At 37.4% G+C, this 25859-nt stretch carries 28 protein-coding genes; 15 read left to right on the forward strand and 13 right to left on the reverse strand.

The genetic code is table 11. From position 1 onward, the window contains the following. Positions 1-132 precede the first annotated feature (132 nt). On the reverse strand, positions 133-1041 hold the full coding sequence (gene gcvA / locus BTO23_RS18005) for a transcriptional regulator GcvA (protein ID WP_105064225.1): 909 nt from the start codon (positions 1039-1041) through the stop codon (positions 133-135). A gap of 128 nt (positions 1042-1169) precedes the next feature. On the opposite strand from gcvA, the gene BTO23_RS18010 reads away from it, so the two are divergent. Continuing rightward, on the forward strand, positions 1170-1844 hold the full coding sequence (locus BTO23_RS18010; RefSeq protein ID WP_105064226.1) for a cupin domain-containing protein: 675 nt from the start codon (positions 1170-1172) through the stop codon (positions 1842-1844). Positions 1845-1852: 8 nt separating this feature from the next. Further along, positions 1853-2959, forward strand: a complete 1107-nt coding sequence (locus BTO23_RS18015) for a flavin monoamine oxidase family protein (RefSeq protein ID WP_105064227.1) — start codon at positions 1853-1855, stop codon at positions 2957-2959. Between the two features lie 67 nt (positions 2960-3026). Here BTO23_RS18015 and pepE read toward each other — a convergent pair whose 3' ends face one another. Beyond that, positions 3027-3764, reverse strand: a complete 738-nt coding sequence (gene pepE / locus BTO23_RS18020; RefSeq protein WP_061003949.1) for a dipeptidase PepE — start codon at positions 3762-3764, stop codon at positions 3027-3029. A gap of 316 nt (positions 3765-4080) precedes the next feature. Between pepE and BTO23_RS18025 the strand changes: the two genes are divergently transcribed. Further along, the gene (locus tag BTO23_RS18025) at positions 4081-4938 is read left to right on the forward strand and encodes a PA4780 family RIO1-like protein kinase (RefSeq protein WP_060993111.1); all 858 of its coding nucleotides are present in this window, start codon (positions 4081-4083) and stop codon (positions 4936-4938) included. Positions 4939-4947: 9 nt separating this feature from the next. Here the strand turns inward: BTO23_RS18025 and BTO23_RS18030 are convergent, their stop codons facing one another. The 3 genes from BTO23_RS18030 to yddG all read right to left on the reverse strand — a co-directional run bounded on the left by BTO23_RS18030 (position 4948) and on the right by yddG (position 7809). Further along, on the reverse strand, positions 4948-5631 hold the full coding sequence (locus BTO23_RS18030; RefSeq protein WP_061003948.1) for a PGAP1-like alpha/beta domain-containing protein: 684 nt from the start codon (positions 5629-5631) through the stop codon (positions 4948-4950). A gap of 143 nt (positions 5632-5774) precedes the next feature. Then, positions 5775-6860 (reverse strand): AI-2E family transporter, encoded by a 1086-nt coding sequence (locus BTO23_RS18035; protein ID WP_105064228.1) that lies wholly within the window; start codon positions 6858-6860, stop codon positions 5775-5777. Between the two features lie 61 nt (positions 6861-6921). Next, positions 6922-7809: an aromatic amino acid DMT transporter YddG gene (gene yddG, locus BTO23_RS18040; protein ID WP_105064229.1), complete on the reverse strand. Its 888-nt coding sequence runs from the start codon at positions 7807-7809 to the stop codon at positions 6922-6924. Positions 7810-8065: 256 nt separating this feature from the next. On the opposite strand from yddG, the gene BTO23_RS18045 reads away from it, so the two are divergent. After that, positions 8066-9952 carry a methyl-accepting chemotaxis protein gene (locus BTO23_RS18045; RefSeq protein ID WP_061037412.1) on the forward strand — a complete coding sequence of 629 codons (1887 nt, stop codon included), beginning with the start codon at positions 8066-8068 and terminating at the stop codon, positions 9950-9952. A gap of 25 nt (positions 9953-9977) precedes the next feature. On the opposite strand, the gene BTO23_RS18050 is transcribed toward BTO23_RS18045, so the two are convergent. Further along, positions 9978-10148, reverse strand: coding sequence for a hypothetical protein (locus tag BTO23_RS18050; protein ID WP_105064230.1), 171 nt, complete (start codon positions 10146-10148; stop codon positions 9978-9980). A 182-nt stretch (positions 10149-10330) separates the two neighbouring features. Here BTO23_RS18050 and BTO23_RS18055 point away from each other — a divergent pair, with 182 nt between their 5' ends. The 7 genes from BTO23_RS18055 (at position 10331) to BTO23_RS18090 (ending at position 17011) form a co-directional block, all read left to right on the forward strand. Continuing rightward, complete coding sequence (locus BTO23_RS18055) at positions 10331-11218, forward strand: LysR family transcriptional regulator (RefSeq protein ID WP_105064231.1); 888 nt, start codon at positions 10331-10333, stop codon at positions 11216-11218. Positions 11219-11788: 570 nt separating this feature from the next. Next, on the forward strand, positions 11789-12841 hold the full coding sequence (locus tag BTO23_RS18065; RefSeq protein ID WP_061003941.1) for an ABC transporter substrate-binding protein: 1053 nt from the start codon (positions 11789-11791) through the stop codon (positions 12839-12841). Between the two features lie 9 nt (positions 12842-12850). Further along, entirely contained in the window at positions 12851-13669 is an 819-nt protein-coding gene (locus tag BTO23_RS18070) for an alkaline phosphatase family protein (protein ID WP_105064232.1), read from the forward strand. After that, complete coding sequence (locus tag BTO23_RS18075) at positions 13669-14556, forward strand: ABC transporter permease (RefSeq protein ID WP_105064295.1); 888 nt, start codon at positions 13669-13671, stop codon at positions 14554-14556. Before BTO23_RS18070 ends, BTO23_RS18075 begins: the two co-directional genes overlap by 1 nt. Next, positions 14543-15328 carry an ABC transporter permease gene (locus BTO23_RS18080; RefSeq protein WP_060993103.1) on the forward strand — a complete coding sequence of 262 codons (786 nt, stop codon included), beginning with the start codon at positions 14543-14545 and terminating at the stop codon, positions 15326-15328. Before BTO23_RS18075 ends, BTO23_RS18080 begins: the two co-directional genes overlap by 14 nt. Continuing rightward, entirely contained in the window at positions 15328-16347 is a 1020-nt protein-coding gene (locus BTO23_RS18085; protein WP_105064233.1) for an ABC transporter ATP-binding protein, read from the forward strand. Before BTO23_RS18080 ends, BTO23_RS18085 begins: the two co-directional genes overlap by 1 nt. A 1-nt stretch (position 16348) precedes the next feature. Then, positions 16349-17011: an HAD family hydrolase gene (locus BTO23_RS18090; protein ID WP_061003935.1), complete on the forward strand. Its 663-nt coding sequence runs from the start codon at positions 16349-16351 to the stop codon at positions 17009-17011. Between the two features lie 38 nt (positions 17012-17049). Here BTO23_RS18090 and BTO23_RS18095 read toward each other — a convergent pair whose 3' ends face one another. Then, entirely contained in the window at positions 17050-17259 is a 210-nt protein-coding gene (locus tag BTO23_RS18095; RefSeq protein WP_045104442.1) for a hypothetical protein, read from the reverse strand. A 289-nt stretch (positions 17260-17548) separates the two neighbouring features. Further along, a complete protein-coding gene (gene cspE, locus BTO23_RS18100; protein ID WP_012552262.1) occupies positions 17549-17758 on the reverse strand; it encodes a transcription antiterminator/RNA stability regulator CspE in 210 nt (69 codons plus the stop codon). A gap of 493 nt (positions 17759-18251) precedes the next feature. On the opposite strand from cspE, the gene BTO23_RS18105 reads away from it, so the two are divergent. Then, positions 18252-18467: a hypothetical protein gene (locus BTO23_RS18105; RefSeq protein ID WP_060993100.1), complete on the forward strand. Its 216-nt coding sequence runs from the start codon at positions 18252-18254 to the stop codon at positions 18465-18467. A gap of 58 nt (positions 18468-18525) precedes the next feature. Here BTO23_RS18105 and BTO23_RS18110 read toward each other — a convergent pair whose 3' ends face one another. After that, positions 18526-20130 (reverse strand): mechanosensitive ion channel family protein, encoded by a 1605-nt coding sequence (locus BTO23_RS18110; protein WP_061003932.1) that lies wholly within the window; start codon positions 20128-20130, stop codon positions 18526-18528. Positions 20131-20418: 288 nt separating this feature from the next. Next, positions 20419-20940 carry an NADPH-dependent FMN reductase gene (locus tag BTO23_RS18115; RefSeq protein ID WP_105064234.1) on the reverse strand — a complete coding sequence of 174 codons (522 nt, stop codon included), beginning with the start codon at positions 20938-20940 and terminating at the stop codon, positions 20419-20421. 178 nt (positions 20941-21118) lie between these two features. Between BTO23_RS18115 and BTO23_RS18120 the strand changes: the two genes are divergently transcribed. Next, on the forward strand, positions 21119-22021 hold the full coding sequence (locus tag BTO23_RS18120) for a LysR family transcriptional regulator (RefSeq protein ID WP_060993097.1): 903 nt from the start codon (positions 21119-21121) through the stop codon (positions 22019-22021). 4 nt (positions 22022-22025) lie between these two features. Here BTO23_RS18120 and BTO23_RS18125 read toward each other — a convergent pair whose 3' ends face one another. After that, positions 22026-22865 (reverse strand): TPR end-of-group domain-containing protein, encoded by an 840-nt coding sequence (locus BTO23_RS18125; protein ID WP_105064235.1) that lies wholly within the window; start codon positions 22863-22865, stop codon positions 22026-22028. Positions 22866-22994: 129 nt separating this feature from the next. Continuing rightward, positions 22995-23582 carry a LysE family translocator gene (locus tag BTO23_RS18130; protein WP_105064236.1) on the reverse strand — a complete coding sequence of 196 codons (588 nt, stop codon included), beginning with the start codon at positions 23580-23582 and terminating at the stop codon, positions 22995-22997. A gap of 108 nt (positions 23583-23690) precedes the next feature. Here BTO23_RS18130 and BTO23_RS18135 point away from each other — a divergent pair, with 108 nt between their 5' ends. Then, on the forward strand, positions 23691-24134 hold the full coding sequence (locus tag BTO23_RS18135) for an Lrp/AsnC family transcriptional regulator (RefSeq protein WP_061003927.1): 444 nt from the start codon (positions 23691-23693) through the stop codon (positions 24132-24134). Here BTO23_RS18135 and BTO23_RS18140 read toward each other — a convergent pair. Continuing rightward, the gene (locus tag BTO23_RS18140; protein WP_060993093.1) at positions 24131-24814 is read right to left on the reverse strand and encodes a cation efflux transmembrane domain-containing protein; all 684 of its coding nucleotides are present in this window, start codon (positions 24812-24814) and stop codon (positions 24131-24133) included. The two genes, BTO23_RS18135 and BTO23_RS18140, sit on opposite strands and share 4 nt — an antisense overlap. 150 nt (positions 24815-24964) lie before the next feature. Here BTO23_RS18140 and BTO23_RS18145 point away from each other — a divergent pair, with 150 nt between their 5' ends. Further along, entirely contained in the window at positions 24965-25849 is an 885-nt protein-coding gene (locus BTO23_RS18145) for a LysR family transcriptional regulator (RefSeq protein WP_105064237.1), read from the forward strand. Positions 25850-25859 lie beyond the last annotated feature (10 nt).

Genomic DNA, 25859 nt, shown 5'->3' on the forward strand with positions numbered 1-25859 from the left:
GAGTTAATGACATGATGGGATATAGATCAAGTACAGTAAGCATAAACGAACAGAAAAAAAGCAGTTAAAAATAATAACCAAACAGACACATAACGAAGGTAAATAACTCAAGCATCCACATTCAAGCAGTCATTATCTTGTTTCTATCATTTGCTGTTGTAACCACTCTTTAAATGCTTTTACTTTGTCACTCATTAACCCGTTTTTTTTCCAAACAACGTAATATGCAAGTTCAATAGAGCATTCAAGATCAGGAAAAAGTTGGACTAAGCGACCACAGTCGAGATCGTCTTGCACTAATACACTACGACCAAGAGCAATTCCTTGACCACTAATCGCGGCCTGAATAACAGACGCTGAATTATTTATCTTTAATCCTTTATCTGTATTTACATTGTAAATTTCATGTTGTTCAAACCAGCTATTCCATGATGGAAAACCACTTTCTTTAGGTAATGAAAGATCATGTAACAAAGGAAGATGTACAAGGGATCCAAGCTTATCAATCCCTTTATTAAATAACTCAGGAGAGCAGACAGGGAAAATAGATTCAGTCATTAATAATGATGCCTCTAGTCCCTCCCAATTCCCTTTTCCATAACGAACACCAATATCGATACTTTCTGCAAGGTAATCCACCGTTCTAATATTCGTATCCAACCTTAGATCCCATTCAGGATGAGAAATTTGAAAGTCATCAATACGCATCAATAGCCATTTAGCAGCAAATGCAGGACTCACAGCTACCGTTAAAACAGGGCTTATATCTGCTGGTTTTAATAATTCTAACCCTTGTGATAAATGTGTAAATCCACGAGTAATCTCGGGCAAGCCTTGTGTTGCTTCTTTAGTTAACACTAAGCGAGAAGCACCTGAAGAGCGTCTTTCAAATAAAGAAATACCTAACCATTCTTCTAATAGTTTCACTTGTTGTCCTATAGCAGCAGGGGTAACGTTTAACTCTTTTGCCGCTAAAGAAAAACTCAAGTGACGAGCAGATGCTTCAAAGGCTTTTAATCCATTTAAGTGATTAAGCTTCATTAACTCCCCCTTAACCAATTCATACCAATAAAGAAAAACTTTAGTGAGAGTATAGAAGTTCTGATTTGTTACGCCTAGATAAAAATCAGACAATAAATTTAATCAACACACACTTATGCAGGTTTACCATGAAACTAAACACTGATTTTTCAAAACACGCAGATGCATTCTTTTCTCAATCAACTTGGGTTCCGTCACCAATAAAAGAAGTCTCTCGTAAAATGTTAGAACGTGATGGGGGAGAGATTGCAACAGCCACTACCTTGGTTAACTATGAACCGAATAGTTATTTTTCTTCCCATGTTCATACTGGAGGAGAAGAGTTTTTAGTATTAGAGGGTGTTTTTGCCGATGAGCATGGAGATTACCCTGTAGGTACTTATATGCGTAACCCTGTAGGAAGCTCACATGCTCCGGCAGTAAAAAAGGGCTGCATGATCCTAGTTAAATTAGGACAATATCAAAAAGGCGATCACACGCCAGTTCATATCGATACACAAGCCCACACTTTCATCATGGATCCGATACGTGCTGGTGTTACGTTTCTAAAGTTACATACCTTTAAGAATGAAATAGTTCATCTTGAAGAGTGGCCAAAAAATCACACAATAGAACTTGATAATCAAGGCGGTATAGAAATTTTAGTGCTTGAAGGAGAGTTCTCACACGATAATACAAGTTATCAAAAATTTGATTGGTTACGCTTACCTATTGGTCATTCATTACATGCAGTAATGAACAATAAACATTGTAAAGTCTGGATAAAAACAGGCCACCATTTACACCAAATTCAGCCTAAGTGAGAACTCAAATGAAAACAGATTATCTTATTGTTGGCGCAGGACTAAGTGGCCTATACATCGCTCATCAACTTGAAAAAATGGGGAAGAATTTTCGTATTATAGAGGCCAGAGATCGTATTGGTGGGCGGATTTTATCACATCCAATCATCGATCCCGCGGCTGATTTATCATCCCTTGATTGCGTAGATATGGGACCATCTTGGTTTTGGCCACAAATGCATCCCCGTATTACACAGCTTATCGATAACTTAATGTTGCCTATTTTCCCACAGTATTCTCAAGGAGCGTATTTATTAGAAAATCAACAAAACAGCGCTCCTATTCGCTATGAATCAGGGTTTGAACAATCCCCAATATCGATGAGAATTGCAGGAGGGATGCAAAACCTTGTTGATTCATTACTCACCTCTTTACCTACTAATAAAGTTCAACTAAAAAGTACAGTGACTCAAATCGAACACAAAGAAAATGGGTATTCTTATGTCTCAGTCACTCAAAATAATAGGCAAAATATCATTGAAACAACCCATGTTATCTTTGCTTTACCATTACGCCTTTTAGCTGACAGCATTGCCTTTACACCGAATTTACCAACAAAGGTAAAACACCATTTTAAATCAACCTCAACCTGGATGGCTGCTCACGCCAAATTCTTTGCGGTCTATAACACCCCCTTCTGGCAAAAAGAGGGATTATCAGGCTCTGCAAGCAGTCACATAGGCCCATTAGTCGAAATACATGATGCGAGTACATTTGATGGTATTGGGGCGTTATTTGGCTTTGTAGGAGTTGATGCGGCAACACGAATAAAAGCTGGTGATGCACTCATTAAACAAGCGGCAATAGAACAACTCACTCGGATTTTTGGAGAGCAAGCAAACCACCCTATTGATGTAAAGCTAATAGATTGGAGTCAAGAGCCTTATACTGCAACGATAGAAGATCACCAAGCACCGACAACCCACCCTCGCTATGGCTTACCTTCAGCTGCAAAACAATTGGGTCAATTGCATTGGTATTTTGCAGGTACTGAAGCTGCACAAGAAAATGGAGGGTATTTAGAAGGCGCATTAGAAGCAGCTGACGCCGTAATTTCTGCCCTCAATCTACACTAAAAACAAAAAGGCCAAGTCATTAATAACTTGGCCTTCTATTAGTGTCTGACGCTACAAACTAAGTAACTTAACAGCTGTGTTCCATTAAGAACTGAACATCATCTTCTGCGCTGTAATACACAGGTTCTTTACCATGAGAGAACAATTTAAGTGGTTTCTCATTCGCGGTATGGTAGCTCAATTTACCATCAAGAATGTGTAACCATGTACCTTCAGGAATACCAACCACTGGCTCGTGTTTATTCACTTCTAGGAACTCTTGAATACGTTCGTCACGAGTTTCACCAAAATGCCCCTCAACCGATGCTTCTAGATAATGAGGGTTGATTTGGAATGGCACTAAGTTTAGCGAAGGAAGAATCGCTCCTGTAATGATAGGCATATCATTGGTTGTACGGATTGTAGGACAACCAATATTTGTACCCGCACTCCAACCAATATAAGGAGTTCCGTTGTCCAATACTGCTTTTCTAATTGGCCCCACTAAACCTAAGTCATGCAATGTTTTGTTTAGCACCCACGTATTACCGCCACTTACTAAAATGCCATCTGCTTCTTGGATCGTTTTGACTGGGTCTTCTGAACGGTGCAAGCCGGTTACTTTACAATCTAAACCTAGATGATCAAACGTTTGTTGAACCATAGCAACACGGTCATCATGGCTAGAGCGAATAACAGCGTATGGGATAAGTACGAGATTTTTCGCTTTAGTGCGTTGAATTTGCTCTACAATTGCTTCACTCGCAAATTCCATCACGTAGTTGTTACCAGAAATCTTGCCGTTACTTAATAATAAAATATCCATTTCTTACTGCCTTATGTCTATTTAACATCGCTTTTTAATGTCATCTAACTCGAGAAAAACAAGCGATAGGATTACGAAAGATGCAAAAACCATATCAGAAATAATGACCCAAAAACTTGTGTTAGATCGTATCTGTAGTCTATAAATTATGTCGAAACTGAAAGAAATAGTACCGTCATCACAAACAAGACAGAAAATAACTGCTCACCAAAACTTGTGAGAAAGCAGAATATAGGCATAATGCCTTTTAAATTTTATTCATAGTTCAAAAATACGTCACAAATCGCGACGTTTACCTAGGCTCATATGAGGTGCAATGAAAATACCAAACAGATTACTACCATTAGTTGAAGATGGTTTAATAGATGAAGTTCTAACCCAATTAATGAGTGGTAAAGAAGCCTCGGTCTACATTGTACGTAGTGGCGATAATATTCAATGTGCCAAAGTCTACAAAGAGATTGAACAACGTAGCTTTAAACAAGCGGTAGCGTATCGTGAAGGACGAAAAGTAAAAAACAGTCGTCGTGCTCGCGCAATGGAAAAAGGCTCTAAATTCGGACGAGACGAGCAAGAAAAAGTATGGCAAAACGCAGAAATTGATGCGCTATACAAATTATCAGAAGCAGACGTTCGTGTACCAACACCTTATGGTTGTTTTGATGGTGTTCTATTAATGGAATTAGTGACTAACGATGAAGGCGCTGTCGCCCCTCGTTTAAACGACATTACTTTAACGAAAGAACAAGCATTGCGTGATCATGATTTAATGATCCAATACGTCACTCGTATGTTGTGTGTTGGTATTGTGCATGGGGATTTGTCAGAATTTAACGTATTAGTTGATCACCTTGGACCTGTGATTATCGATTTACCTCAAGCGGTAGATGCATCAGCAAACAATAATGCGAAATGGATGCTGGAACGTGATGTAAACAACATGACGACTTACTATGGCCAATATGCTCCAGAGTTGCTTGGCACTGAATACGCTAAAGAAATGTGGGCATTGTATGAAATCGGTGAACTATCGCCAAATACCAAGCTTACTGGTGTATTTATCGATGACGGTAAAGATGCTGATGTTGACGGTCTAATGGCTGAAATTAACGCCGTAATGGAAGAAGCTCGTTTACGTAAAGAGCGTCAACTCGAAGATCAAGATCTCGATTAATTAAATAGACTACATACTCAACGTTTCGTTGGCAGATGATGGATTATCTGCCTTATAGTTCCCCCTAGCCTCTTCCTCTTCTCTTTTAAACTTATGGTTCTCAATAAAGTAATCTACTTGATTAACTGTATCTGTCGCATAAATCAAACTGGTATGAGAATGGTTTAAACACAGATGGTCTGTCAGCTCTGGCAACAATGTTTCCTCTACAGTTACCGTGCCATCAGAGGGTTGCTTATCTCTAATAATAGAAGATCGGATACCAATAGACATTGTTCCTGCAATAGAACCCACAGGACAATCTACCGTCAGCTTATTCACATCAATTAATCCCTGCTCTTTTGAGCTTCCTAAAATAAAGCCTAGTTTCATGTTTTTCAGCTCTTTAGCAATTGAAGAGCCTTGAAGTGGGGAACCAATCGTTACAACAGAGTCTATTGGCGTATTTTTATCTTGGTGAGAATTAACAAAGTGCACAGCAAGAATACCACCAAGACTGTGGCCGACAATGACATTCTTTTTAGATACAGATAAGCAATTATGGATACGTTTAAAAAGTAAGGTTTCATTAATACGTAAAGAATTATAAGTAATGACTTGTACTGTATGGCCTCGCTTTCTCAATCGAGAGGCTAATGGTTTCATTACGACACCATGCATGTACAGTCCATGCAACACAACTATATTCGCCATCACTTATCCTTAAATAAAACTCTTTAGCTTTGACTATATCAAGGGCTGATAGTTCTAACGTATTAGATATATCATTTATCACGACTCACTACATGCTTAGTTTACAAATCGCGATCCAGCACAAACTATTGAATTAAATGGTATTAATTATTAATAGAATCTGAACTTTCTTCTGCTTCATTATTCAACCAAACCGTAAATAATTGATACGTTAAACTCAGAACTACAGCTCCAACAAATAATCCCACAATGCCAGACATCGCCATTCCACCTAGAGCACCAAGTAAAATAACAATCATAGGGATATGAGAGCCACGGCTTAATAAAATCGGTTTTAAAACCGCATCACTGCTGCTTACTAATACACACCAAACTGCAAAAAGTACGCCAGAAGTGGTGGTATCAACACTGAAAACATAAAAAATAATAGGTAAAAGTACCAAAATTGGTGGTAACTGAATAATGGCAAAAACAAGAACCAAAAATATCCATAATCCCAATGCCGGAGCAGGAATACCGATCACCGCCATCCCTAAACCTGCCATCATTGTTTGTATGACAGCAACACCAATTACCCCTTGAACGACACTTCTAATCGTCGTTTTAGATAATTTAGTTAGCTCCTCACCGTGTGCACCAGTCAAACGATTTGAAACCAGAATAAACGCGCGTTCACATTTAGCTGCATTCGCCATAAAGACGCCCGCAATAATGGTAGAAATAATAAACTGAATAAATCCACCGCCCAGAGAACCGACGATAGAGGCGGCTTTACTCGCAACCACTTTCACTTCTGCACTGTATTTAAAAAGCAAACTTTCAAGGTTTGAAGAAGCTAATGACATAAAAGAATACGCTTCATTACCAATAATAGGCCACTCTTGCATACTGGCTTTCGGTTTAGGAATTGCAATAGTGCCATCTTGGTAACCTAAAAACAGCTCAGTACCACTGGTATAAATTCCTGTTGATAAGGCGACTAACGGGATCAACAGTAATAACACACCAATAATAGTTAAAATAATACTGACCTTACTTTCACTAACTCGTGTTTTTTTACTACAGAAAGCAACAATAGGATATATAGCCGTTGCAATAATCCCGCCCCAAATCATCAATAACAGAAAAGGCTTTAAAATAGAGAAACACCACAAAACCAAAACCGCAAGGGCACTAATTTTAATAAAGGCATCAATCGCTTGATTAGAGAAATTATGTTCGAGTTTCATCAACATTCCTTGTCACAAAAAAGGGCATTTTATTCATAATAGGGCTTACCACAATCAAAAGTTAACTCTTCTCTCTGGTAAACCACCAACATAATAGTGACGCAATAGTAACCATTATAACGCCTTGCCAAAATTGAATTGTTAGCTCAATGTCTAAAATCCACGCAGAAAAGAAAGTAGACAATATCGGTGTGAAATATGAGAAAGTAGCTAAAAGCACCATGTTGCCACCAATAATACCGATATTCCATAAAGCGTAACCACTGCCCATAATCATACCGGCAAGCAAGAGATCAATAACTGCACTGCTTGTCATAACAATCGCCCCCTCATCGCTCACTGCGTATTTAATCCATAACGCTAATGCTGTTGCAATAAAAAACCACGTAATGGCATTTTTTCCATTCGCTAATTTTTTAGTAATATTGCAATAAATAGCCCAAAGGAATGCACCCGTAAATGCCAAGCTATAGCTAGCAGGATTACTTGCTGCATTCTCTATTAATTGAGTTATTGATAATCCTTGATCGCCACTTAATGTCCAAGCAACCCCAAAAAATGACAATAATATGGCAGGATAAATAACCTTATTCACTGGTTTATGGCTTGCCAAAACCGCAAATAATACCGTTAACGACGGCCACAAATAATTAATAATGCTCATTTCTACTGCTTGGTTACGGCTATTCGCCATTCCTAATGCCAATGATAAACACATTTCATAACTGACAAATAACCCACCACCAATCAATAAATAGCGTAGGGAAAATACACTAAGCTTAGGAAGCCCCATTACGAGCACTAAAAATAGCGAACCCACGCTATAAATCATTGCAGCACCACCAATTGGCCCTAATTGTTCCGTAACATTGCGAATTAATCCAACAATCATGCTCCAAAATAAAATAGCAGCACAACCAGCGATCGTATATTTATATGAGGTATTCAATTTAGGCGTTTCCTAACAATAAAAAGCAGCAGCGCTACTTTATCATTTAAATAAGAAATTATATTCATAATATAAATAAAAATGGCACGGAGAATGCTTGACAAATGCACAAGTCAAATACTTCTTTCATTCCTATTATTATCTTCAATGTAATATTTATGACATGATTTATTTCGGAGCTTAAAATTATTATGACAAAGTTTGAATATTACTATTCACCAAATCATCATTACATAACTAAAAAGATGGAACTCACATGCTAAAAAACTTATCGCTTAAAAACAAACTAGCTATATCAGCTAGTGCTGCAATTATACTCGGGGGAGTATTAGTTGAAGCCCTATCGTTTAATGCTTCTTTAGGGCGTTTAGATACTGAAGTAGAGCAACGCTTAGAAAGTACGACAGCATCTTATAATCAATACGTTACTGATTGGATTTTATCTAAAGAACGAGCACTAACCTCATTACCTCAAGAAGCAAATGCGGATGCTATCGTTGTTCACTTAAAACAAGTTCGCGACTCTGCAAAGTTTGATAATGTCTTCCTTGCTTACCCAGACGGTTCTCAAGCTAATGCAAATGGTGTGATCCTTCCACCTGGTAATGATGACCCAAGAAAATGGGGGTGGTATACAAATGCAGTTGCGGCTCCTTCAAAAGTATTTATGGACAATCCAACCGTTGCCGCAGCAACAGGGGCAAATGTTGTTTCTTTAGGTAAAGCGTTAAACCTTCATGGTCAACAAGTCGTTCTTGGTGCAGATGTTGAGATCACCGATATGCTAAACAGTATGGAAAAAGTGATTATTCCAGGTGACGGATTTATGTTTATTGCTAATAATAAAGGCAATATTTTTACTCATCCAAATACAAAACTTCTGAATAAATCAGTCTCAACTTTAGGCCTAGATTTTTCAACAATCCAACAAGCAACAAACAGTAACTCTGACATCTCTATTGAATTGGATGGAGAGAAATACATTATGTATGCTCAAAAAATTGATGGTACGAGTTTAATTACAGTGAGCGTCATTAATTATGACTCGTTAGTTGCCCCTCTATTTGATGCGGTATCAGGTCAAGTACTGGTAACGGCAATTGTTGTCATTATTTGTACGTTATTATTCAACCTACTGTGTAATATCTTATTCCGCCCGTTAAACAATGTATCTCAAGCACTTGCACAAATTGCAAACGGCAGTGGTGATTTAACTCAACGAATCCATGTTGAAAATAAAGATGAAGTGGGCGAACTAGCGAATAACTTCAATACTTTTGTGGAAAGCTTACAACAACTTATTCAGCATATCCGTCAGCAATCTCAACAATTAACAGAAGGTTCTGAACAAAGTACTAACCGTGCAAACAATTCAGTTAAAGAGCTTAATCTTCAACAACAAGAAATCACAATGGTTGCCACTGCAGTAACAGAAATGGCATCAGCTACTCGTGAAATAGCCTCTCATGCAGAGCAGACTGCGGAAGCAGCTCAAAACTCATCAAGCAGTACTCAAAAAGGCCATTCTCTTGTTATTGAAACAAAAGCATCAATCAATAATCTAGCGAATGAAGTGAATGAAGCAAGCATGGTAATCAGTGAGCTTCAACAGCACTCTCAAGAGATCAATACCGTATTGGCAACGATTCAAGGTATCGCTGAACAAACGAATTTATTAGCACTAAATGCCGCTATTGAAGCAGCACGAGCTGGAGAGCAAGGGCGCGGCTTTGCTGTTGTTGCCGATGAAGTTCGTGTGTTATCCCAACGCACTCACACTTCAACTGAAGAGATTAAATCAACGATTGATATCCTTCAACAAACAACAAGTCGTGCCGTTAACTTAATGCAAAGCAGCTCTGAACTAGCAAATAGCTCAGTAGAAGACGCAGACAGAGCAACACTGGCACTAGAAGAGATTAGTTCATCCGTCACTTTAATCAGCGATATGGCGACTCAAATTGCGACCGCCGCTGAAGAACAAACGCACGTAACTGGCGAAATAACTCAAAATGTAACGTCAATTAAAGATGTAACCGATCTGCTTGTTATTGATTCAACAGACAGCTTAACTCAATCTAATTCACTTAAAGAACAAGCCATTGATTTAAGTGAAAAGGTAGCAACCTTTAAATTATCGTAAACACTCTAAATGATAGAGGTGGTGATTAACTCACCACCTCTACTGTTTTATGTTGAGGGCCTAAATACGTACCTTCATCAATATAATACCGTAATGACTCTTCACACTCTGGGCATTCAAAAATCTCATTAGGCTCAATGGTTTCGTCTTCAACCCATTCCCAACCAATATGCTCTTCACAGCTTGGACATTCCATTTCTATCTCTTATAAAAATTTTCCACAAGTATAATATCAATCAGATTGAATACTTGAATACTTGAATACTTGAATACTTGAATATTATGTCTACTAAACACATAAAATTATCAGTTATTTTTAATATCATAATATTTTGTTATATTAAAACATCATAAGATAACGACTGATTTTGGTGATCTATGCTTAACCCTCTATGGCTCAATACATTTTGTACTTTGGTTGATGTTGGCCACTTTACTCAAACGGCAGAACAGTTATACATGACTCAACCGGGAGTCAGTCAGCACATCAAAAAATTAGAAAACGCTTGTGGGTATGATTTATTAAAGCGTGAGGGAAAAAGTGTTGAGCTGACTGAACAAGGTCGTTTGGTTTATGATTTTGCAAGACAGCAACAGTGTAATACAGCTAATCTAATTGAAACACTAAGTTTTGATGACCCACATAAAGGTTTGTGTAAACTGTCTTGTTCTGGCGCCTTGGCATTATCGCTTTATCCTGAATGTATCGATTTACAAAAGACATACCCAAACTTAACCACCTCTTTAGAAGCCGCCCCTAATCATAAAATATTAGAAGATATACAACGCGGAACCATTGATATTGGTATTGTTACTCATAACCCCACGCCTAGTTTATTTCGTAGTGAAGAACTAACCGAGGAGCCTCTTTGCTTAGTTCTGCCAAAGGGTGACCAAAACACGACCATCACTCTCGAAGTATTAATGTCCCGAGGATTAATTAAACACCCAGATGCCGAGCATTATTTGTCGTTATACTTCGATCATTGTAAAGATGGAGCCTTAGAAAAAGGAAATGCGAATGGATTCCCTATCGCAAGCTACATTAATCAATTAAGCCAAATATTATTGCCTATCGCTCAAGGAATTGGGTTTACTGTATTACCACAAAGTGCCATTGATGCCTTTCCTGACAAAGACAAATTATATATTCACACACCGACAGAGTTGGTTATGGAGCGCTTATTTTTGGTTCAAAAACGAAACAGAGAATTGCCAAAACGATATCAAACACTGATAAAAAAGATCAAAGAAACATTGATCTAGAAATATTTATTTTTAAGTAGGTGTTCAGTGGGAATAAAGAAATTTTAATGTTCAAATTGAATAAACATAAAGCGCTAAAACCAAAAAACTCCTGACGGTCAGGAGTTTTATTTTTTTACCATTTCTTAGCCGTGTCTTTTGCAGTGTCTTTCCAATATTGAATTCGCGCACGTTGCAACTGGGCTTTTCTTGTTCTTTTCATAAGATACTTCCTTTAATCACTCGCTCATCTTTGAGCTGCTGTCATAAATCTCAATGACCCATTCAATCTATAGTAGTGCGGATCACTTTGCGAGGATCAAGATCACGAATATTTAAACGTACTTCGTATTTTTACTTATGTTTTATGATCTATGCAACATTTTAATAACTCCCATTACTAAACTCCATCGCATTACTTTTTAACTGATAAAAGAAACAACCATTTGAAATTACTCTAATAAATAAAAAAACTGAAACATTAATGACATCAAAATTCACTAAAACTGTCAGAAATCCGCCTCAAAATCGTCACAAACTCTCTCTAGGATGGCAATCAAATTATTGATGTAGTCCAAAGGATAGAGACAAATGAAAACATTATTAACCGGTGTCACTTTAATTATGGCAACATTATCAACGCAGGTATTAGCCAAAGAAACAGACATACAATCTCTGGTGAATGCCGCAAAAAAAGAAGGCCAAGTATATAGCGTTGGTATGCCGGGAAGCTGGGCAAACTGGAAAGATACATGGAATGATCTAAGTAGTATCTATGGTTTAAAACATCAAGATACTGACATGAGTTCAGCTCAAGAAATCGCAAAATTTGCAGCAGAAAAGAAAAATGCAACGGCGGATATTGGTGACGTAGGCTTTGCATTTGCACGAGTTGCAGTAAAAAAAGGCGTAACACAACCATACAAACCAACAACCTGGAACTCAATTCCTGATTGGGCAAAAGATAAAGAAGGTCACTGGGCATTGGCTTATACAGGCACAATCTCTTTTATATCAAACAACAAATTAGTAAAAAATGCCCCAATATCTTGGAACGACTTATTAGAAGGTTCATACAAAGTAAGCATCGGTGATGTAGGTGTTGCTGCTCAAGCAAATAATGCGGTACTCGCTGCTGCATTTGCAAACGGTGGAGATGAAACCAACCTAAAACCAGCGATTAAATTCTTTGCTGAATTAGCGAAACAAGGACGCCTCTCTTATACCGACCCTGGCCTAGCAAACTTAGAAAAAGGCGAAGTTGAAGTTGCTGTGTTATGGGATTTTAATGCACTGAATTACCGCGATAAACTCGGTCGTGAACGATTCAGTGTCAATATTCCTCAAGATGGTTCTGTTATTTCAGGTTACACCACAATCATCAATAAATTCGCGAAAAACCCAAATTCAGCAAAATTAGCTCGTGAATATATCTTCAGTGATCAAGGACAAATTAACTTAGCTGAAGGCTATGCGCGCCCAATACGCAGTGATGTGACATTACCTAAATCAGTTCAAGATAAATTAATTCCGAACGATCAATACACGAATGTTCATCCTGTCGCTGACTTTAAGGCATGGGAAAAATCAGCAAGGAAACTGCCTCGCCAATGGCAAGAAAACGTATTAATTAACCAACAATAAGAGAACACTATGAGCAATAAGACAATTCTTGTTGTGCTCGATGGTCTTAATTACCAAGTAGCCCGTGATTGCATGGGCTACTTAACTGGGTTAATTGAGCACCAAAGAGCAACACTATACAAAATTCAATCAGAGCTACCCTCGATGTCACGTCCATTATACGAATGCTTACTGACAGGCGTCTCCCCAGTAAACAGTGGCATAGTGAATAACAATATTGTGCGCTTATCTAATCAAGAATCAGTTTTCAGCTTAGCGACCAAACAAGGTAAAACAACGGCTGCCGCGGCATATCATTGGGTCAGTGAACTCTACAATATAGCTCCTTATCATGCTGTGCGTGATCGCTTTACTCATGATAAGGAACTCAATATTCAGCACGCTTGTTTCTACCATTGGGATCACTACCCAGATGAAGCGCTCTTTTTAGATGCAGAGTACCTTCGTCAAACACATCAGCCTGATTTTCTATTGATCCATCCGATGAACATCGATGATATCGGACATAAATTTGGTTTAGATTCTCGTCAATACAGAAACAGCGCACGTACCGTTGATATTATTTTATCCAACTATATTGATACTTGGGTTAACGATGGCTATCAAATTCTTATCACCAGTGATCATGGCATGAACAATGATCTATCACATGGTGGGATTTTACCAGAAGAACGCGAAGTACCACTCTTTGTTATCGGCAATAGCTTCAGTCATCAAGACCCTACGCTGAAAGATATGAAGATTAAGCAAACAGATATTTGTGGTGCAGTGTGTCAATTATTAGCACTCGAGCACAATAAACCATACCCTCAGGAATTATTAGCATGATGAGTAGTTCAGTTGTCACTCAATCTAAACGAACATCAATTAGCTCGCCCAAAAACAGGCTAAAAAAACTCAAACCAGCAATTTGGTTAGCTCCTCTCGCCTTGTTTTTCTATTTATTTCAACTTGCTCCTATGCTGTGGGTGTTCATTAATAGTTTTATTTATGAAAATGCATTCTCGTTAGAAAACTATCATGAAATACTAAATTCAAGCTTTATGCTGCAAGGTTTTAGTAACAGCTTATGGTTAGCAACATGGTCTAGTTTTATTGGTCTTTCTATTGCAGCCTTATTAGTTTCATCGCTTCGAAGAATAGATAGCAAGATCCGAGATGGCATTATCGCATTTACAAATATGAGTAGCAATTTCTCTGGGGTTCCATTGGCCTTTGCTTTTATCATCATCCTTGGTGTAAATGGGGCTTTTACTTTATTGCTAAAACAATACGGATTAATTGATGACTTTAATCTTTATGGAAAGTGGGGATTACTCACTTTGTATATTTATTTTCAAATTCCGTTAGCCGTGTTACTACTCTACCCTGCTTTTGATGCATTGAATGACGATTGGCAAGCCGCTTCAGCTCTACTTGGGGCCAAAACATGGCAGTACTGGTTCAAAATAGCATTGCCCATATTATCTCCGGCCTTATTGGGTACATTTATCATTCTCATTGCCAACGCGATTGGTGCTTACGCTAGCGTATACGCCTTAACTAATGGTAACTACAACGTTATTACCGTTCGTATTGCTAGTCTTGTCTCTGGAGACTTATTCCTAGAGCCAAATCTAGCCGCCGCAATTTCTGTTATTTTGATGCTGATTTTAGCCTTTATTACCATCATTAATCAGTGGCTTATCGCTAGGAGTTATCATGCAAAACGTTAATCCTATATTCCATAAATCAATCGTTTACTCTATTGTTGGGATCATGATAATCCCTATTATCGCCACTTTAGTTTACTCTCTTTCTTCACGTTGGGGCGCTACCATATTACCTGATGGTTTTACCTTCTCGTGGTACGGTCAACTACTAACAGATCAACGCTTTATTGCAGCCTTTGGACGTTCACTCTTCATTGGTATTTCAGCGTTAGCGCTAAGTGTTGTTCTTATTATTCCCGCTATCTTTGTGGTTTTTTATTACTTCCCCAAGCTAGATAAGGTAATGAATATACTTATCTTATTACCCTTTGCTGTTCCGCCTGTCGTCTCTTCCGTTGGCTTATTGCAGCTCTATGCCGACAGTGCTATTCCATTAGTTGGTACTCCTTGGATACTGATTGGGACCTACTTTACGATTGCACTTCCTTTTATGTATCGTGCCGTAGCAAACAGCTTTGAAGCCATTAATCTAAATGATCTTATGGATGCAGCCCACTTACTTGGTGCGAGTACGACAAAAGCGTTTCTCTTGATCATTCTTCCGAATTTAAAGAAAGGATTAATGGCATCGATCTTCTTATCCTTCTCCTTTTTACTCGGGGAGTTCGTGTTCGCCAATATATTAGTTGGTACTCGTTACGAAACCTTGCAAATTTATCTTTATAACATGCGTCAAACTAGTGGGCACTTTACGTCTGCTTTAGTGATGACCTATTTCTTATTTATCTTTTTACTGACTTGGTTAGCAAGTCGTTTTAGCCGAGGCATTAAATAATGAGCTATGTAAGCGTAAGTCAATTAACGAAATCATTTGGTGATAACACTGTCTTTGAAAACATAAATTTCAATATAGAAAAAGGTGAATTCATAACACTGTTAGGTCCAAGTGGTTGTGGAAAATCAACTCTACTTCGCAGTTTAACAGGATTAGATCCCCTCAATAACGGCGAAATCTGGGTTAACGGTGAAAATATTACAAACCAAACACCACAACAACGTGGCATTGGAATGGTATTTCAATCTTATGCATTATTTCCAAATATGACGGTAACAGAAAACATCGCTTTTGGACTAAAAATGAAAAAAATTGATGCAAAAACCGTTGAAAAGGAAGTAAATAAAGTCATTGAGTTAGTAGATTTAAACGGTAAAGAAAATCGCTACCCACATCAATTATCAGGCGGACAGCGTCAACGAGTGGCATTGGCTCGTGCATTAGTCGTCAAACCAAGAATATTGTTATTAGATGAGCCTTTATCCGCACTAGATGCCAAGATCAGAAAACGCCTTCGTCAACAGATTCGAGACATTCAAAAAGAACTGAATTTAACCACGATTTTTGTCACTCACGATCAAGAAGAAGCCATGATCATGTCGGATCGCATCTTTTTAATGAACCAAGGTGAGATAGTGCAGCAAGGATCACCCGAAGAGATCTACACACAACCAGGTAATGAGTTTGTTGCTGGATTCATGGGACATTACAACTTAGTTGACGCACCAAAGGCCAAGCAATTATTTAATATTGAAACCGAGTGGAAAGTCGCTATTCGACCAGAATCTATTTATGTAAAGGAAGAAGGACGCCATTATGCAGATCATATATCAACACCAAAACAAGGTATTATTAAAAACCACCAATTACTTGGAAATGTAATACGATACCAAGTAGAAGTAAATGATTGCAGTTTGACTGTTGATTTACTCAATCGCTCATCAGAAAGACTATTAGCCGCAGGAAGTACACTAGACTTACTCTTCAACCTTAATGAAATTCAACCAGTGAGAGCTTAGTATGACGCAACCATTATACGTTTTTGATATGGACGAAACCTTGATTAACGGCGATTGTGCCATGATTTGGAATGAATTTTTAGTTGATAAAGGGATTGTGACTGATCCCGACTTTTTAGACGAAGACAAGCGCTTAATGGCTCTATACTCTCGTGGTTTGATGGATATGGAAGATTATTTGTCCTTTTCAATGCAGCCATTGAAAACAATACCAAGAGAAAAAATAGCGCAACTTACTCATGAATGTGTCGAGAAACGGATTTTACCTCTATTATTTCCAGAGGCTAAAACGCTTATTACTCAACTAAAACGCGATAATATCGACATGATAATTATCTCTGCATCTGTCGCTTTCTTAGTTAAATCTGTCGCAGACCGTCTTGGTATAGAGCATGCTATTGGAATTGATTTAAAAGAAAAGGGGGAACTCTATACACGTCATATATTAGGTGTTGCGAGTTACAGAGAAGGAAAAGTAGAACGCCTATCAGAATGGTTAAATGGAGGAGATAAAACCTATTCTGAAATACATTTTTATACTGATTCTATCAATGATTTACCATTATGTTTGTACGCGAGCCATACGTACTTAGTAAATCCTTGCGAACAGTTGGCCGCTTATTCAGATAAAAAGAATTGGCCTACATTGCTTTGGGGAGAGTGAATAACACAAATGCTGTGATTATAAAGAATAATAATTGATTAATAAGCAATCGAAAAATTGCCAATAGCTTGGTTATTGCTGTTGGTAATGTTTCCTTCACCAGTCTCTTCACAGTATGAAAAACCGATATCAAACGAGTCTAAATTACCCTTCATCAGAACATTTCTTAGTAGAACATCGCTGTTTAGTTGGTGAATTAATGCATTCCATGACACGTTGTTTTTGAAAATAGTAAAATTTACTTTCATTGAGTACCTTTGATTTTATAAATAAGAAAAATAGTTAATTTTTGGCTCATAAATTTAAAAGAAAATGAGGCTAAAAATTATTTAATACAGAGTAGTAGATTAATATTACAGAAAAATGATTGGTTAAAACTAAGATAGTGGGATAACTAAGAGATTTTAGGACAAGTACAAAAACAGGAGCAGATGTTTGAAATGTTTTATATCTTACAGAGTAGAACTAAATCGAGTATTAAGAACATTTAAAAGCAGCGCAAATGGTACGAATACCATCTGCGCAACTTATTTGAAATTAAGCAGCTACAACGTTAGCAGCTTGAGGGCCTTTTTGGCCTTGCTCAACTTCAAAAGAAACTTTTTGGCCTTCAGCAAGAGTTTTGAAACCCTCTGAAGCGATAGCACGGAAATGTACGAATACGTCAGCGCCGCCGTTATCTTGAGTGATAAAACCGAAACCTTTCTCTTCGTTAAACCATTTAACGATACCAGTTGTTTTAGACATGTAATGTCCCTTATATATTTAAATTCATAAAAAATCGCATAATGCGATGTGCTTAGAGCTTGAATTATTAAATGTGACGACAAAGCTAAGGGAAACACTGAGAATAACGACATTACGAAGAAATACTAAGGCTTACTTTACTTGATGTTCATTAACAACTCTGAGCAACAGAGCGAGGTGAATAATACCTTAGTGCCAAACATTGTAAAGTTTTTTCTTCAACTTATTTTCGATTTTGAGGGGTTCTGCTGCATATATCAATACGTTAGTGCCGATCCTCTTTTAGGGTGATTTCTATTGCATGAGATGGTCACAATCAATATTAAAGCCATATAAAACAATAAATTAAAACAAAAACCAATAAAGTAGTATTTTTTGTCGAACAAAATCGTAATCTAACATTACTGAGAAAAGCGATTAATTTCTGTTCCTCTTTAGCTATGATGACTCTGTTAATAAGCCATTATTTCTCTTTTTATCGGAGCATTTACGCATGAAAAAAATTGTCCCATTTATTTTACTCGCCTTTTTCAGCCTGCGTTTATTTGCTTCTGTTGGCCCTCACATTCAACAATTAGAACATGATGGATTTACCATTCTACGTTCAGCATTAATTGTTGGTGTCGTTTGTTTTGCTATTTCATTAATCATTAAAAAGTTTAAGAAACCATCATCAATTACAACAAAAACAGACGACATCTCAGAATAATAAATAAAAAAAAGAGCGACCAAATAGGCCGCTCTTCTTATCTATATACTACTAATAACTAGGCTTCGTGCTTATATACATGCACATCGCGTTGTGGGAATGGGATACTAACGCCCTCAGCATCAAAGCGCTTCTTAACTGTCTCTGTTACTTCCCAGTACACATCCCAGTAATCATCTGTTTTCACCCATGGTCGAACGATGAAATCAACTGATGATTCATTAAGAGTATGCAATTTCACCATATGTTCAGGTGATTTTAATACTGCTGGATGATTTGCTAAAATATCATTAAAGATAGCTTTAGCCTTCTCAATATCATCTTGGTAACCAATACCAAAAACCATATCAACACGACGCACAGTTTCTGCTGTCACATTCTTAATTACGTCACCCCAAATTTTGTTATTTGGGAAAACCAACTGTTGATTATCGATAGTTTTAACAGTTGTTGAAACCAAGTTCATGTGACTTACTTTACCGGTAATACCTGCAATCTCGACTAAATCATTCACGTCAAATGGACGATAAATCAAGATCATCATACCCGATGCAAAGTTAGATAACGTGTCTTTTAAAGCAAAACCGATGACCACACCTGCAACACCAAAACCAGTTAGTAGTGGACCTAAATTGATACCGATCTGAGAAAGTGCAACCAAAATACCAATCATCATTACAAACTTTGAGCCCATCGACACAAAGAAATCCTGCATTAAATGACTGAATTTCATTTTAGAGTGCGACACACTTTTCTTAATCGCTGTTTTAGTAAGACGAGAAAGAATACGACTTACCCATAGAATAAGAGTAAAAATGATAAGTTTAACGATAATAGAAGGCGCATTCTCTATTGCCCAATCTTTAAAGCCTGTTACCCATTCTTCTGTTAAACCATAAGCAACGCTAACGTCTAGAACATCACTATTAATATCACCAGTAATAGAGAATATTAACTGCTTATATTTTGTAATATCAACGCCATTTTCTTCCATTAAAGCAGTGGTTGCTTCTAAACTTGCAACCATTAATGAAATGCGTTCAGTCATTGTCACAGCCGTTTGCTTTAATGCTTCTTTTTGTTCAGCAGACGCAAATTTTAAGCGTTGAGCAATGTCATTTCGTTGGGAGTCGATGTAATGAATTACGTTGAACAATAAATCAGCGCGTGTTTCTAATTCTTTCAAAATCGTTTGCTCTTCATTGGTGAAATCAATATTTAATGATTCACCCCAAGCTAACGTTTCAAACGCTTCAACATAATATTGGTCCATCATAGTTAAGCGTTTTTGAGCAGCAAATTCTAAATCTGCTTTTTCATCACCACTTGCTTTTCTCGACGCCTTAGTAATCCGAACAAGCTCTTTTTGGCTATAAGATAATAGTTGATTAACTAATATCATTTCAGAACGAACAGCAGCTGCTAAAGCGGGTGTTTTAGTATCGTCTTGAATTTTTACAGCAATCTCATTTCTAATGTCTTCATTTTTACGGCGAAGTACATCTTCAAAAAAGAGTTTATCGGCAGGATCAGCTGTAGATAACTGAACTAAACGCTCTTGTAAATCTTGCTGTGTTACTTTCATTTCATCAATGCTTTGGGCGTAAGTTGGTGTAATAAAACTCACCATTAACAACAGCAAAGCGATATATTTCTTAATCATAAAAAACGTCCTATATAAATCATGACCATATAATAATCTAAGCATGTCTATTCTGTTCTATATCTCTTGCTAATAATAGTGCCAAGTGATGAAAGGCTGTTCATTTGTTGGGATTTTGTGAGATATAAAAGCAGTGTCTGAATCTGTTATGGGGAATTTATGTGTCAATTTATGAATAATTTTACTGCATTCGCATTTTTTGCTTTAGTCCAATAAATAAAAAACGCATTCATCAAAAGATGAATGCGCTCTTAAATTTAATAGTTCAATAGTTTATAAAAAGTAATTTTATAGCTCAGCAACAATCGCTTTTAATTGAGAAATAAGATTTTCATTACATAGCTCGCCTTTTTCCATATCAAAATTATCATAAAAACTTGGTACAGAAAGCGAACCTTTTACTTCTGCTGCAAAATAAGGAGCAGAGCCAGTCGCCGCGGCTAATACTGTTGCGGCACCACCTGGGCCTGGAGATGTTGCCAACATCACAACAGACTTACCTTGATATACTTTCATATCAATACGAGATGTCCAATCAAATACATTTTTAAATGCCGCTGCATATGAACCGTTGTGTTCTGCGTATGAAATAACAATCGCATCTGCTTCACCAATCTTTTGGAAAAAACATTTCGCAAGCTCTGGGTGACCTAACTCTTTTTCTTTGTCTTCACTGAAGATAGGCATTTCGAAATCATTTAAATCAAGAACCTCAACCTCAGCATTTGCCACAAGGCCTGCTGCATACGTTGCTAATTGCTTATTGATTGATGTTGAACTGCTGCTTGCTGCTAGTGCTAATACTTTCATGGTTATTCCTTACTTAATCTATTTGAGTAAAAAGAGTAGGTGATGCTTCTCTCTTTTCAATGTCATTCTGTTTTTTTGCGATGAAGTAACTATAGTTTAATTACAGATATTGATTAATAGCCTAAATGTGCAATGATTATTTCCATATGACTAGTAATAGTACTTAGGAATCGAATAAATGGCGTTTAATGCAGCTCTCTTTGATGGAATGATGATTTTTTCTGAAGTGGTAAACAGTGGCAGTTTTACTCAAGCTGCTCACAATAGTGGTCACTCAACGTCATACATTAGTAAAGAAATCGGGAAATTAGAAGAACGATTAGGCGTTAGATTGCTCCATCGCACAACTCGAACGTTACGCTTAACGCCAGAAGGTGAACTCTATTTTCAACAATGCCAGCAATTAATTGAAGACGCACAAATGGCTGAAAATGCCGTTACAGGCCAGCAAAACACACCTAAAGGACGCTTAAAAGTCACCTGCCCTGTAGGCTTTGCTTTTTCTCGCTTTCGTCCAATACTGGGAAAATTTACAGAGCGTTATCCCGACATAACTCTGGAGTTGGATTTAAATGATAGGAAAATTGATATTGTTGCTGAAGGGGTCGATCTTGCTATCAGAGCATCACATCAATTGGATGATTCAAGCTTAATCAGCCGTCGTTTTTTAAGATCAGAAGCCATTGTAATTGCCTCACCTGACTACCTAAAAAAGCATGGTGCTCCAGCTCACCCTAGTGAACTAACGACCCATAAAACTATTGGTTATACCTATGTAAAACAAGGCATGGTTTGGGATTTTATTGATAAAGAAAACCAAAATTTAACGGTCCCACTTAAAAACCAAATCATTACTAATAATTCATTTATGATATTGTCTTTATGTTTAGCAGGACAAGGAATAACTCGTATACCCCGCTTCCATCTCACTGATGAATTAGAAACGGGTAAATTAGTCGAATTGTTTGCAGATTATCCGAAGTTAGCTATTGATGTTTTTATGGTTTATCCAAGCCGTAAAAATATGTCAAGCAAGGTACGCTGTTTTTTAGATTTCATCACAGAGCACCTTGGCGATTAATACGTTACTCTTCTAGTAGCGCTTCAAAACGATCTAATCCTCTCAATGGATCAAAATCCGTTTCTTCAAGAATTAAATCACGCATTGAGGAACTTGCCATAATTGAACGCTGCAAATCATCAATCGCTTGAACCTCTGCTCCCAATTGCGCATATCCACACGCTCGTTGAAACAGAGCGTGTGCATTTTGATCGTCCACTTCTAACACTCGATTACATAAATTCAATGCCCAGTGGAATTCACGCATCTCCATTGCTGCATCAGCCTTATAGGTTAACGCTTCTAAATCTCCAGGCCTAACCTTTAGGATCTCATCATAAATTTCCATTTTTTGTTCTGCGGTTTGAACACTTTGAGCCCTCAACCACAAATTATGGACTTCATTGATGATTTCAATTTCACGGTTATTCTCAGTAATAATTCGAGTTTTACGCTTTAAATCCCGCTCTAAGGCAAGAAATTTTTTCTCATAATCTTGAGCTATTTTATTGAGCTGTTTGTCAGCCATTTCCTTAGTGTTTTGTTTAATTTCTTTTAAAGATTGCCAACCTATCAAAGCCACCAGTGATGCTACCGCGGCAATAACATAGAAAAAGTATGTCACAGTTACATTTGAGTAATTAAGCGATTTGTCCGCAACAGCAAGCTCTCTGTCTGTAATTTGGATAATCATTCTTCGCTCTAAATCTTGCTGATCCGTTCGTAGTGCTTTTAGCTCATCAAGAACATAGCGCTCCATTAATGGTCTATCTAAATAATCTTGATCTGAATACGCCACTTCTTCAGCTTGTACTGAAAGTGAAGAGAAAAGAACAACAATGAGCAAGAAAAAGTGTCGATACATAGGGATACCCTTATTAATCGTGTATTTATAGATGATGTATTAAAGATAACACATCAAAGCCAATTACATCGTATTAACAAGAGGAATCAAACAAAGAAAACATGCCTATCTTATGGGAAGAATAAACAATTAAAAACCGACTACCATAGAACCCACAAGTAACCCAGCCATACTGTAATTAAATACTTTTAAATGACTTGGCTTCGTTAACCTTTTTTGTAATTGCTTACCTGCTGCCGTCCAAAAACTGACCGTTGGCACATTAATACAGATAAACACAAAAGCAATAAGAAACACGCTAAACATATCCGAACTGGTCGCGTAAATACTCATCACAGATAATGCCATCGACCATCCTTTTGGGTTAACCCATTGGAAGCTCGCCGCTTGCAAAAACGACATTGGTTTATAATCGCCATTAATATTGTCCACAGGCTTGCTGCTTGCGATTTTATACGCTAAATACAACAAATAAACAGCACTAATAATCTGTAATGCTTTCTCTAGTTGCGGATACGTTTGAAAAAACTGAAGCAAACCAAATCCAACCAGTACCAACATAAACGCAAAACCAAATATTACCCCCAGCATATGAGGAATTGTTCGAACAAAACCGACATTAGCACCAGAGATCATTAACATAATATTATTTGGGCCTGGCGTGAATGCACCAACAAACGCAAAAGTAATTAACGCAAATAAATGAGGATATTCCATACTGACAATCTTATAAAAATAAATACTGCTTGTATCTTAATGCGAGACTAAGTAAATTTTCTGTCTATATTTGCTTTAAATAAATTAAATACACAAGGATTGGTCGCCATGGATAGATTTGACGAAAGAATATTGCAAGAGTTGAAATTGAATGGTCGACTGACTAATGTCGAACTATCAGAACGCATCGGATTATCTCCTTCTGCAACCCTAAGACGAGTACAAGAATTAGAAAGAAATCAAACGATTCAAGGGTACCGAGCGGTATTGAACCCTAGTAAATGCGGGGTAGGTTTTATTGCGTATGTAACCATTGGTTTATCGAACCACAGTAAGCAATCTCAGAAAGGGTTTGAGGCTCAAATCATGGATTCTAAAGAAGTTGTTGAGTGCCATAATATAACAGGTTCAAACGAATACTTATTGCGGGTTGAGACTGAGAGTCTATCCTCTTATAAGCAATTTCATTCAAATGTGCTTGGAGAGATCTCTCAGGTCAACTCAATTGGAACCTTAGTGGTGATGGACACGCCTAAAGATGAGCGTACTTAGGCGTGTAAATACTTTGCTAGAAATGTGTTTCGGCTTAACTGATGTAATTGTTTTACCGAGCTCAATATCATTTTCACTGGAACAATAATAAAGTAAATAGAGGCAATAACGACCATAACAGGATCCGCAAGCTGGGCATAATGTGCGTATGACGTTAATAACAATAATTTAGCTATCATAAAACCAACAAACACTGCAGCACTGATCACGGTATCCATTAGCCACTGTTTTGCCTCAGCATCAATCAAAGCTGAATTAACTTCATGACCTTGAGTCTTCATAACCCAATAACTGGTATAACAACCAATCATGCTAAACACACCAAATGCCAACGCGATACCCGTATTAACTTCTCTACCGCCCTCCATTATCGCTTGAACCGCAGCAATAAATGACAGTACACACATTAAGGTAATTGCGATCCCTTTTAGCAAAATAACTGAAGACTCAATTACCTTAACGCGCTTAATATTCTTTGATACGTCTTTTCTGCGAATGTATAAAACTGCCATTAGAGAAACTAACGTTAACCCTAAACTGACTAGCGAATATACTCCATCAAAAATAATAACGAGTGAATGAATTAACGTACCTAGCGCAATACCAATCATGGCAAACAATAACGCTGAAAACGTTGAGACTAATAACAATTGCCTTTCTTTATGAACTGAATACGACATACTTTTTACTCCATGACTTATTTTTCGTCTTTTTTATATATGTAGCGCATAATATAACGGAAATTGGTGATAGTATAATCAGTCAGCGTCAGGTTATTCGTCGCTTAATGTTAAGCATATGTTTCACCACTATATTGTTGAGTCTAGATCATGAAAACCAGTCAAATTGAAATGTTCTTATATACGGTTGAGTTAGGCTCTATTGCGGAAGCCGCACGTAAACTTCAAAAAAGCAGAACAACGGTAAGTGCGGCATTAAATGCATTAGAAGATGAGTTGAATGTAACGTTATTAACTCGCACAGGAAATCGCATTACGCCAACCGAAATTGGTGAGTCTCTTGTGCATGATTTCCAACGAATATCTCTTATTAGTAATGATATTGAAAACAAATGCTTTCAATACAATAACGGTGTTGCTTCAACCATTCGAATTGTTCGTGATGATGCGCTACCTGAAGCAATTTGGCGTCAAATCTTAGGTAAAATGAGCCGTAAATTTCCGAGCACCAGTATTTCGATTTATGTTGCCCCTTCTCCCGAATTAGAGGAAATGGTCGAGCAAAATATTGTTGATGTAGCGTATGGTTTACTACCCATAGATAATGAACTTATGCATGTGCAGCAAAATGAATTAGGCCAAATAAGAATGATGTCTGTTGCCCATAAAGACCATCCTCTTAATCAGCTTAGAAAAGTGAATTTCACCGATCTTGAAAGTAATACAGAAATTATTGTCAATTACATTGATGAAGACGGATTAATGATAGTAGAGCCCAAATCAAGTAAGTACATTGCTCTGACGTTTTATGAACACCTGCGTGATGCGGTTTTAGATAAAACTGGCTGGTCTTCGGTTCCTTCATTACTGATTAATGAACACTTACGAAACGGTACATTAAAGGTTCTTAAACATAGTCGAGCAATGAATTGGCAATCTTTCGCTGAAATGACAAAATCAAACATGCCTAGAGGTGTAATTATTGATTGGTTATCAGAGCAAGTTGAAGATTATTTACTCGAAGTCTCAGAATAAGTGTTTATGT

This window comes from Aliivibrio sifiae, from assembly GCF_002954715.1.
Classification (GTDB): Bacteria; Pseudomonadota; Gammaproteobacteria; order Enterobacterales; family Vibrionaceae; genus Aliivibrio; species Aliivibrio sifiae.

What these genes read in the sequence shown, in the direction of transcription:
- gcvA (WP_105064225.1), bottom strand. Translation starts at nt 1,041, where the DNA reads ATGAAGCTTAATCACTTAAATGGATTAAAAGCCTTTGAAGCATCTGCT.
- BTO23_RS18010 (WP_105064226.1), top strand. Translation starts at nt 1,170, where the DNA reads ATGAAACTAAACACTGATTTTTCAAAACACGCAGATGCATTCTTTTCT.
- BTO23_RS18015 (WP_105064227.1), top strand. Translation starts at nt 1,853, where the DNA reads ATGAAAACAGATTATCTTATTGTTGGCGCAGGACTAAGTGGCCTATAC.
- pepE (WP_061003949.1), bottom strand. Translation starts at nt 3,764, where the DNA reads ATGGATATTTTATTATTAAGTAACGGCAAGATTTCTGGTAACAACTAC.
- BTO23_RS18025 (WP_060993111.1), top strand. Translation starts at nt 4,081, where the DNA reads ATGAAAATACCAAACAGATTACTACCATTAGTTGAAGATGGTTTAATA.
- BTO23_RS18030 (WP_061003948.1), bottom strand. Translation starts at nt 5,631, where the DNA reads ATGGCGAATATAGTTGTGTTGCATGGACTGTACATGCATGGTGTCGTA.
- BTO23_RS18035 (WP_105064228.1), bottom strand. Translation starts at nt 6,860, where the DNA reads ATGAAACTCGAACATAATTTCTCTAATCAAGCGATTGATGCCTTTATT.
- BTO23_RS18045 (WP_061037412.1), top strand. Translation starts at nt 8,066, where the DNA reads ATGCTAAAAAACTTATCGCTTAAAAACAAACTAGCTATATCAGCTAGT.
- BTO23_RS18050 (WP_105064230.1), bottom strand. Translation starts at nt 10,148, where the DNA reads ATGGAATGTCCAAGCTGTGAAGAGCATATTGGTTGGGAATGGGTTGAA.
- BTO23_RS18055 (WP_105064231.1), top strand. Translation starts at nt 10,331, where the DNA reads ATGCTTAACCCTCTATGGCTCAATACATTTTGTACTTTGGTTGATGTT.
- BTO23_RS18065 (WP_061003941.1), top strand. Translation starts at nt 11,789, where the DNA reads ATGAAAACATTATTAACCGGTGTCACTTTAATTATGGCAACATTATCA.
- BTO23_RS18070 (WP_105064232.1), top strand. Translation starts at nt 12,851, where the DNA reads ATGAGCAATAAGACAATTCTTGTTGTGCTCGATGGTCTTAATTACCAA.
- BTO23_RS18075 (WP_105064295.1), top strand. Translation starts at nt 13,669, where the DNA reads ATGAGTAGTTCAGTTGTCACTCAATCTAAACGAACATCAATTAGCTCG.
- BTO23_RS18080 (WP_060993103.1), top strand. Translation starts at nt 14,543, where the DNA reads ATGCAAAACGTTAATCCTATATTCCATAAATCAATCGTTTACTCTATT.
- BTO23_RS18085 (WP_105064233.1), top strand. Translation starts at nt 15,328, where the DNA reads ATGAGCTATGTAAGCGTAAGTCAATTAACGAAATCATTTGGTGATAAC.
- BTO23_RS18090 (WP_061003935.1), top strand. Translation starts at nt 16,349, where the DNA reads ATGACGCAACCATTATACGTTTTTGATATGGACGAAACCTTGATTAAC.
- BTO23_RS18095 (WP_045104442.1), bottom strand. Translation starts at nt 17,259, where the DNA reads ATGAAAGTAAATTTTACTATTTTCAAAAACAACGTGTCATGGAATGCA.
- cspE (WP_012552262.1), bottom strand. Translation starts at nt 17,758, where the DNA reads ATGTCTAAAACAACTGGTATCGTTAAATGGTTTAACGAAGAGAAAGGT.
- BTO23_RS18105 (WP_060993100.1), top strand. Translation starts at nt 18,252, where the DNA reads ATGAAAAAAATTGTCCCATTTATTTTACTCGCCTTTTTCAGCCTGCGT.
- BTO23_RS18110 (WP_061003932.1), bottom strand. Translation starts at nt 20,130, where the DNA reads ATGATTAAGAAATATATCGCTTTGCTGTTGTTAATGGTGAGTTTTATT.
- BTO23_RS18115 (WP_105064234.1), bottom strand. Translation starts at nt 20,940, where the DNA reads ATGAAAGTATTAGCACTAGCAGCAAGCAGCAGTTCAACATCAATCAAT.
- BTO23_RS18120 (WP_060993097.1), top strand. Translation starts at nt 21,119, where the DNA reads ATGGCGTTTAATGCAGCTCTCTTTGATGGAATGATGATTTTTTCTGAA.
- BTO23_RS18125 (WP_105064235.1), bottom strand. Translation starts at nt 22,865, where the DNA reads ATGTATCGACACTTTTTCTTGCTCATTGTTGTTCTTTTCTCTTCACTT.
- BTO23_RS18130 (WP_105064236.1), bottom strand. Translation starts at nt 23,582, where the DNA reads ATGGAATATCCTCATTTATTTGCGTTAATTACTTTTGCGTTTGTTGGT.
- BTO23_RS18135 (WP_061003927.1), top strand. Translation starts at nt 23,691, where the DNA reads ATGGATAGATTTGACGAAAGAATATTGCAAGAGTTGAAATTGAATGGT.
- BTO23_RS18140 (WP_060993093.1), bottom strand. Translation starts at nt 24,814, where the DNA reads ATGTCGTATTCAGTTCATAAAGAAAGGCAATTGTTATTAGTCTCAACG.
- BTO23_RS18145 (WP_105064237.1), top strand. Translation starts at nt 24,965, where the DNA reads ATGAAAACCAGTCAAATTGAAATGTTCTTATATACGGTTGAGTTAGGC.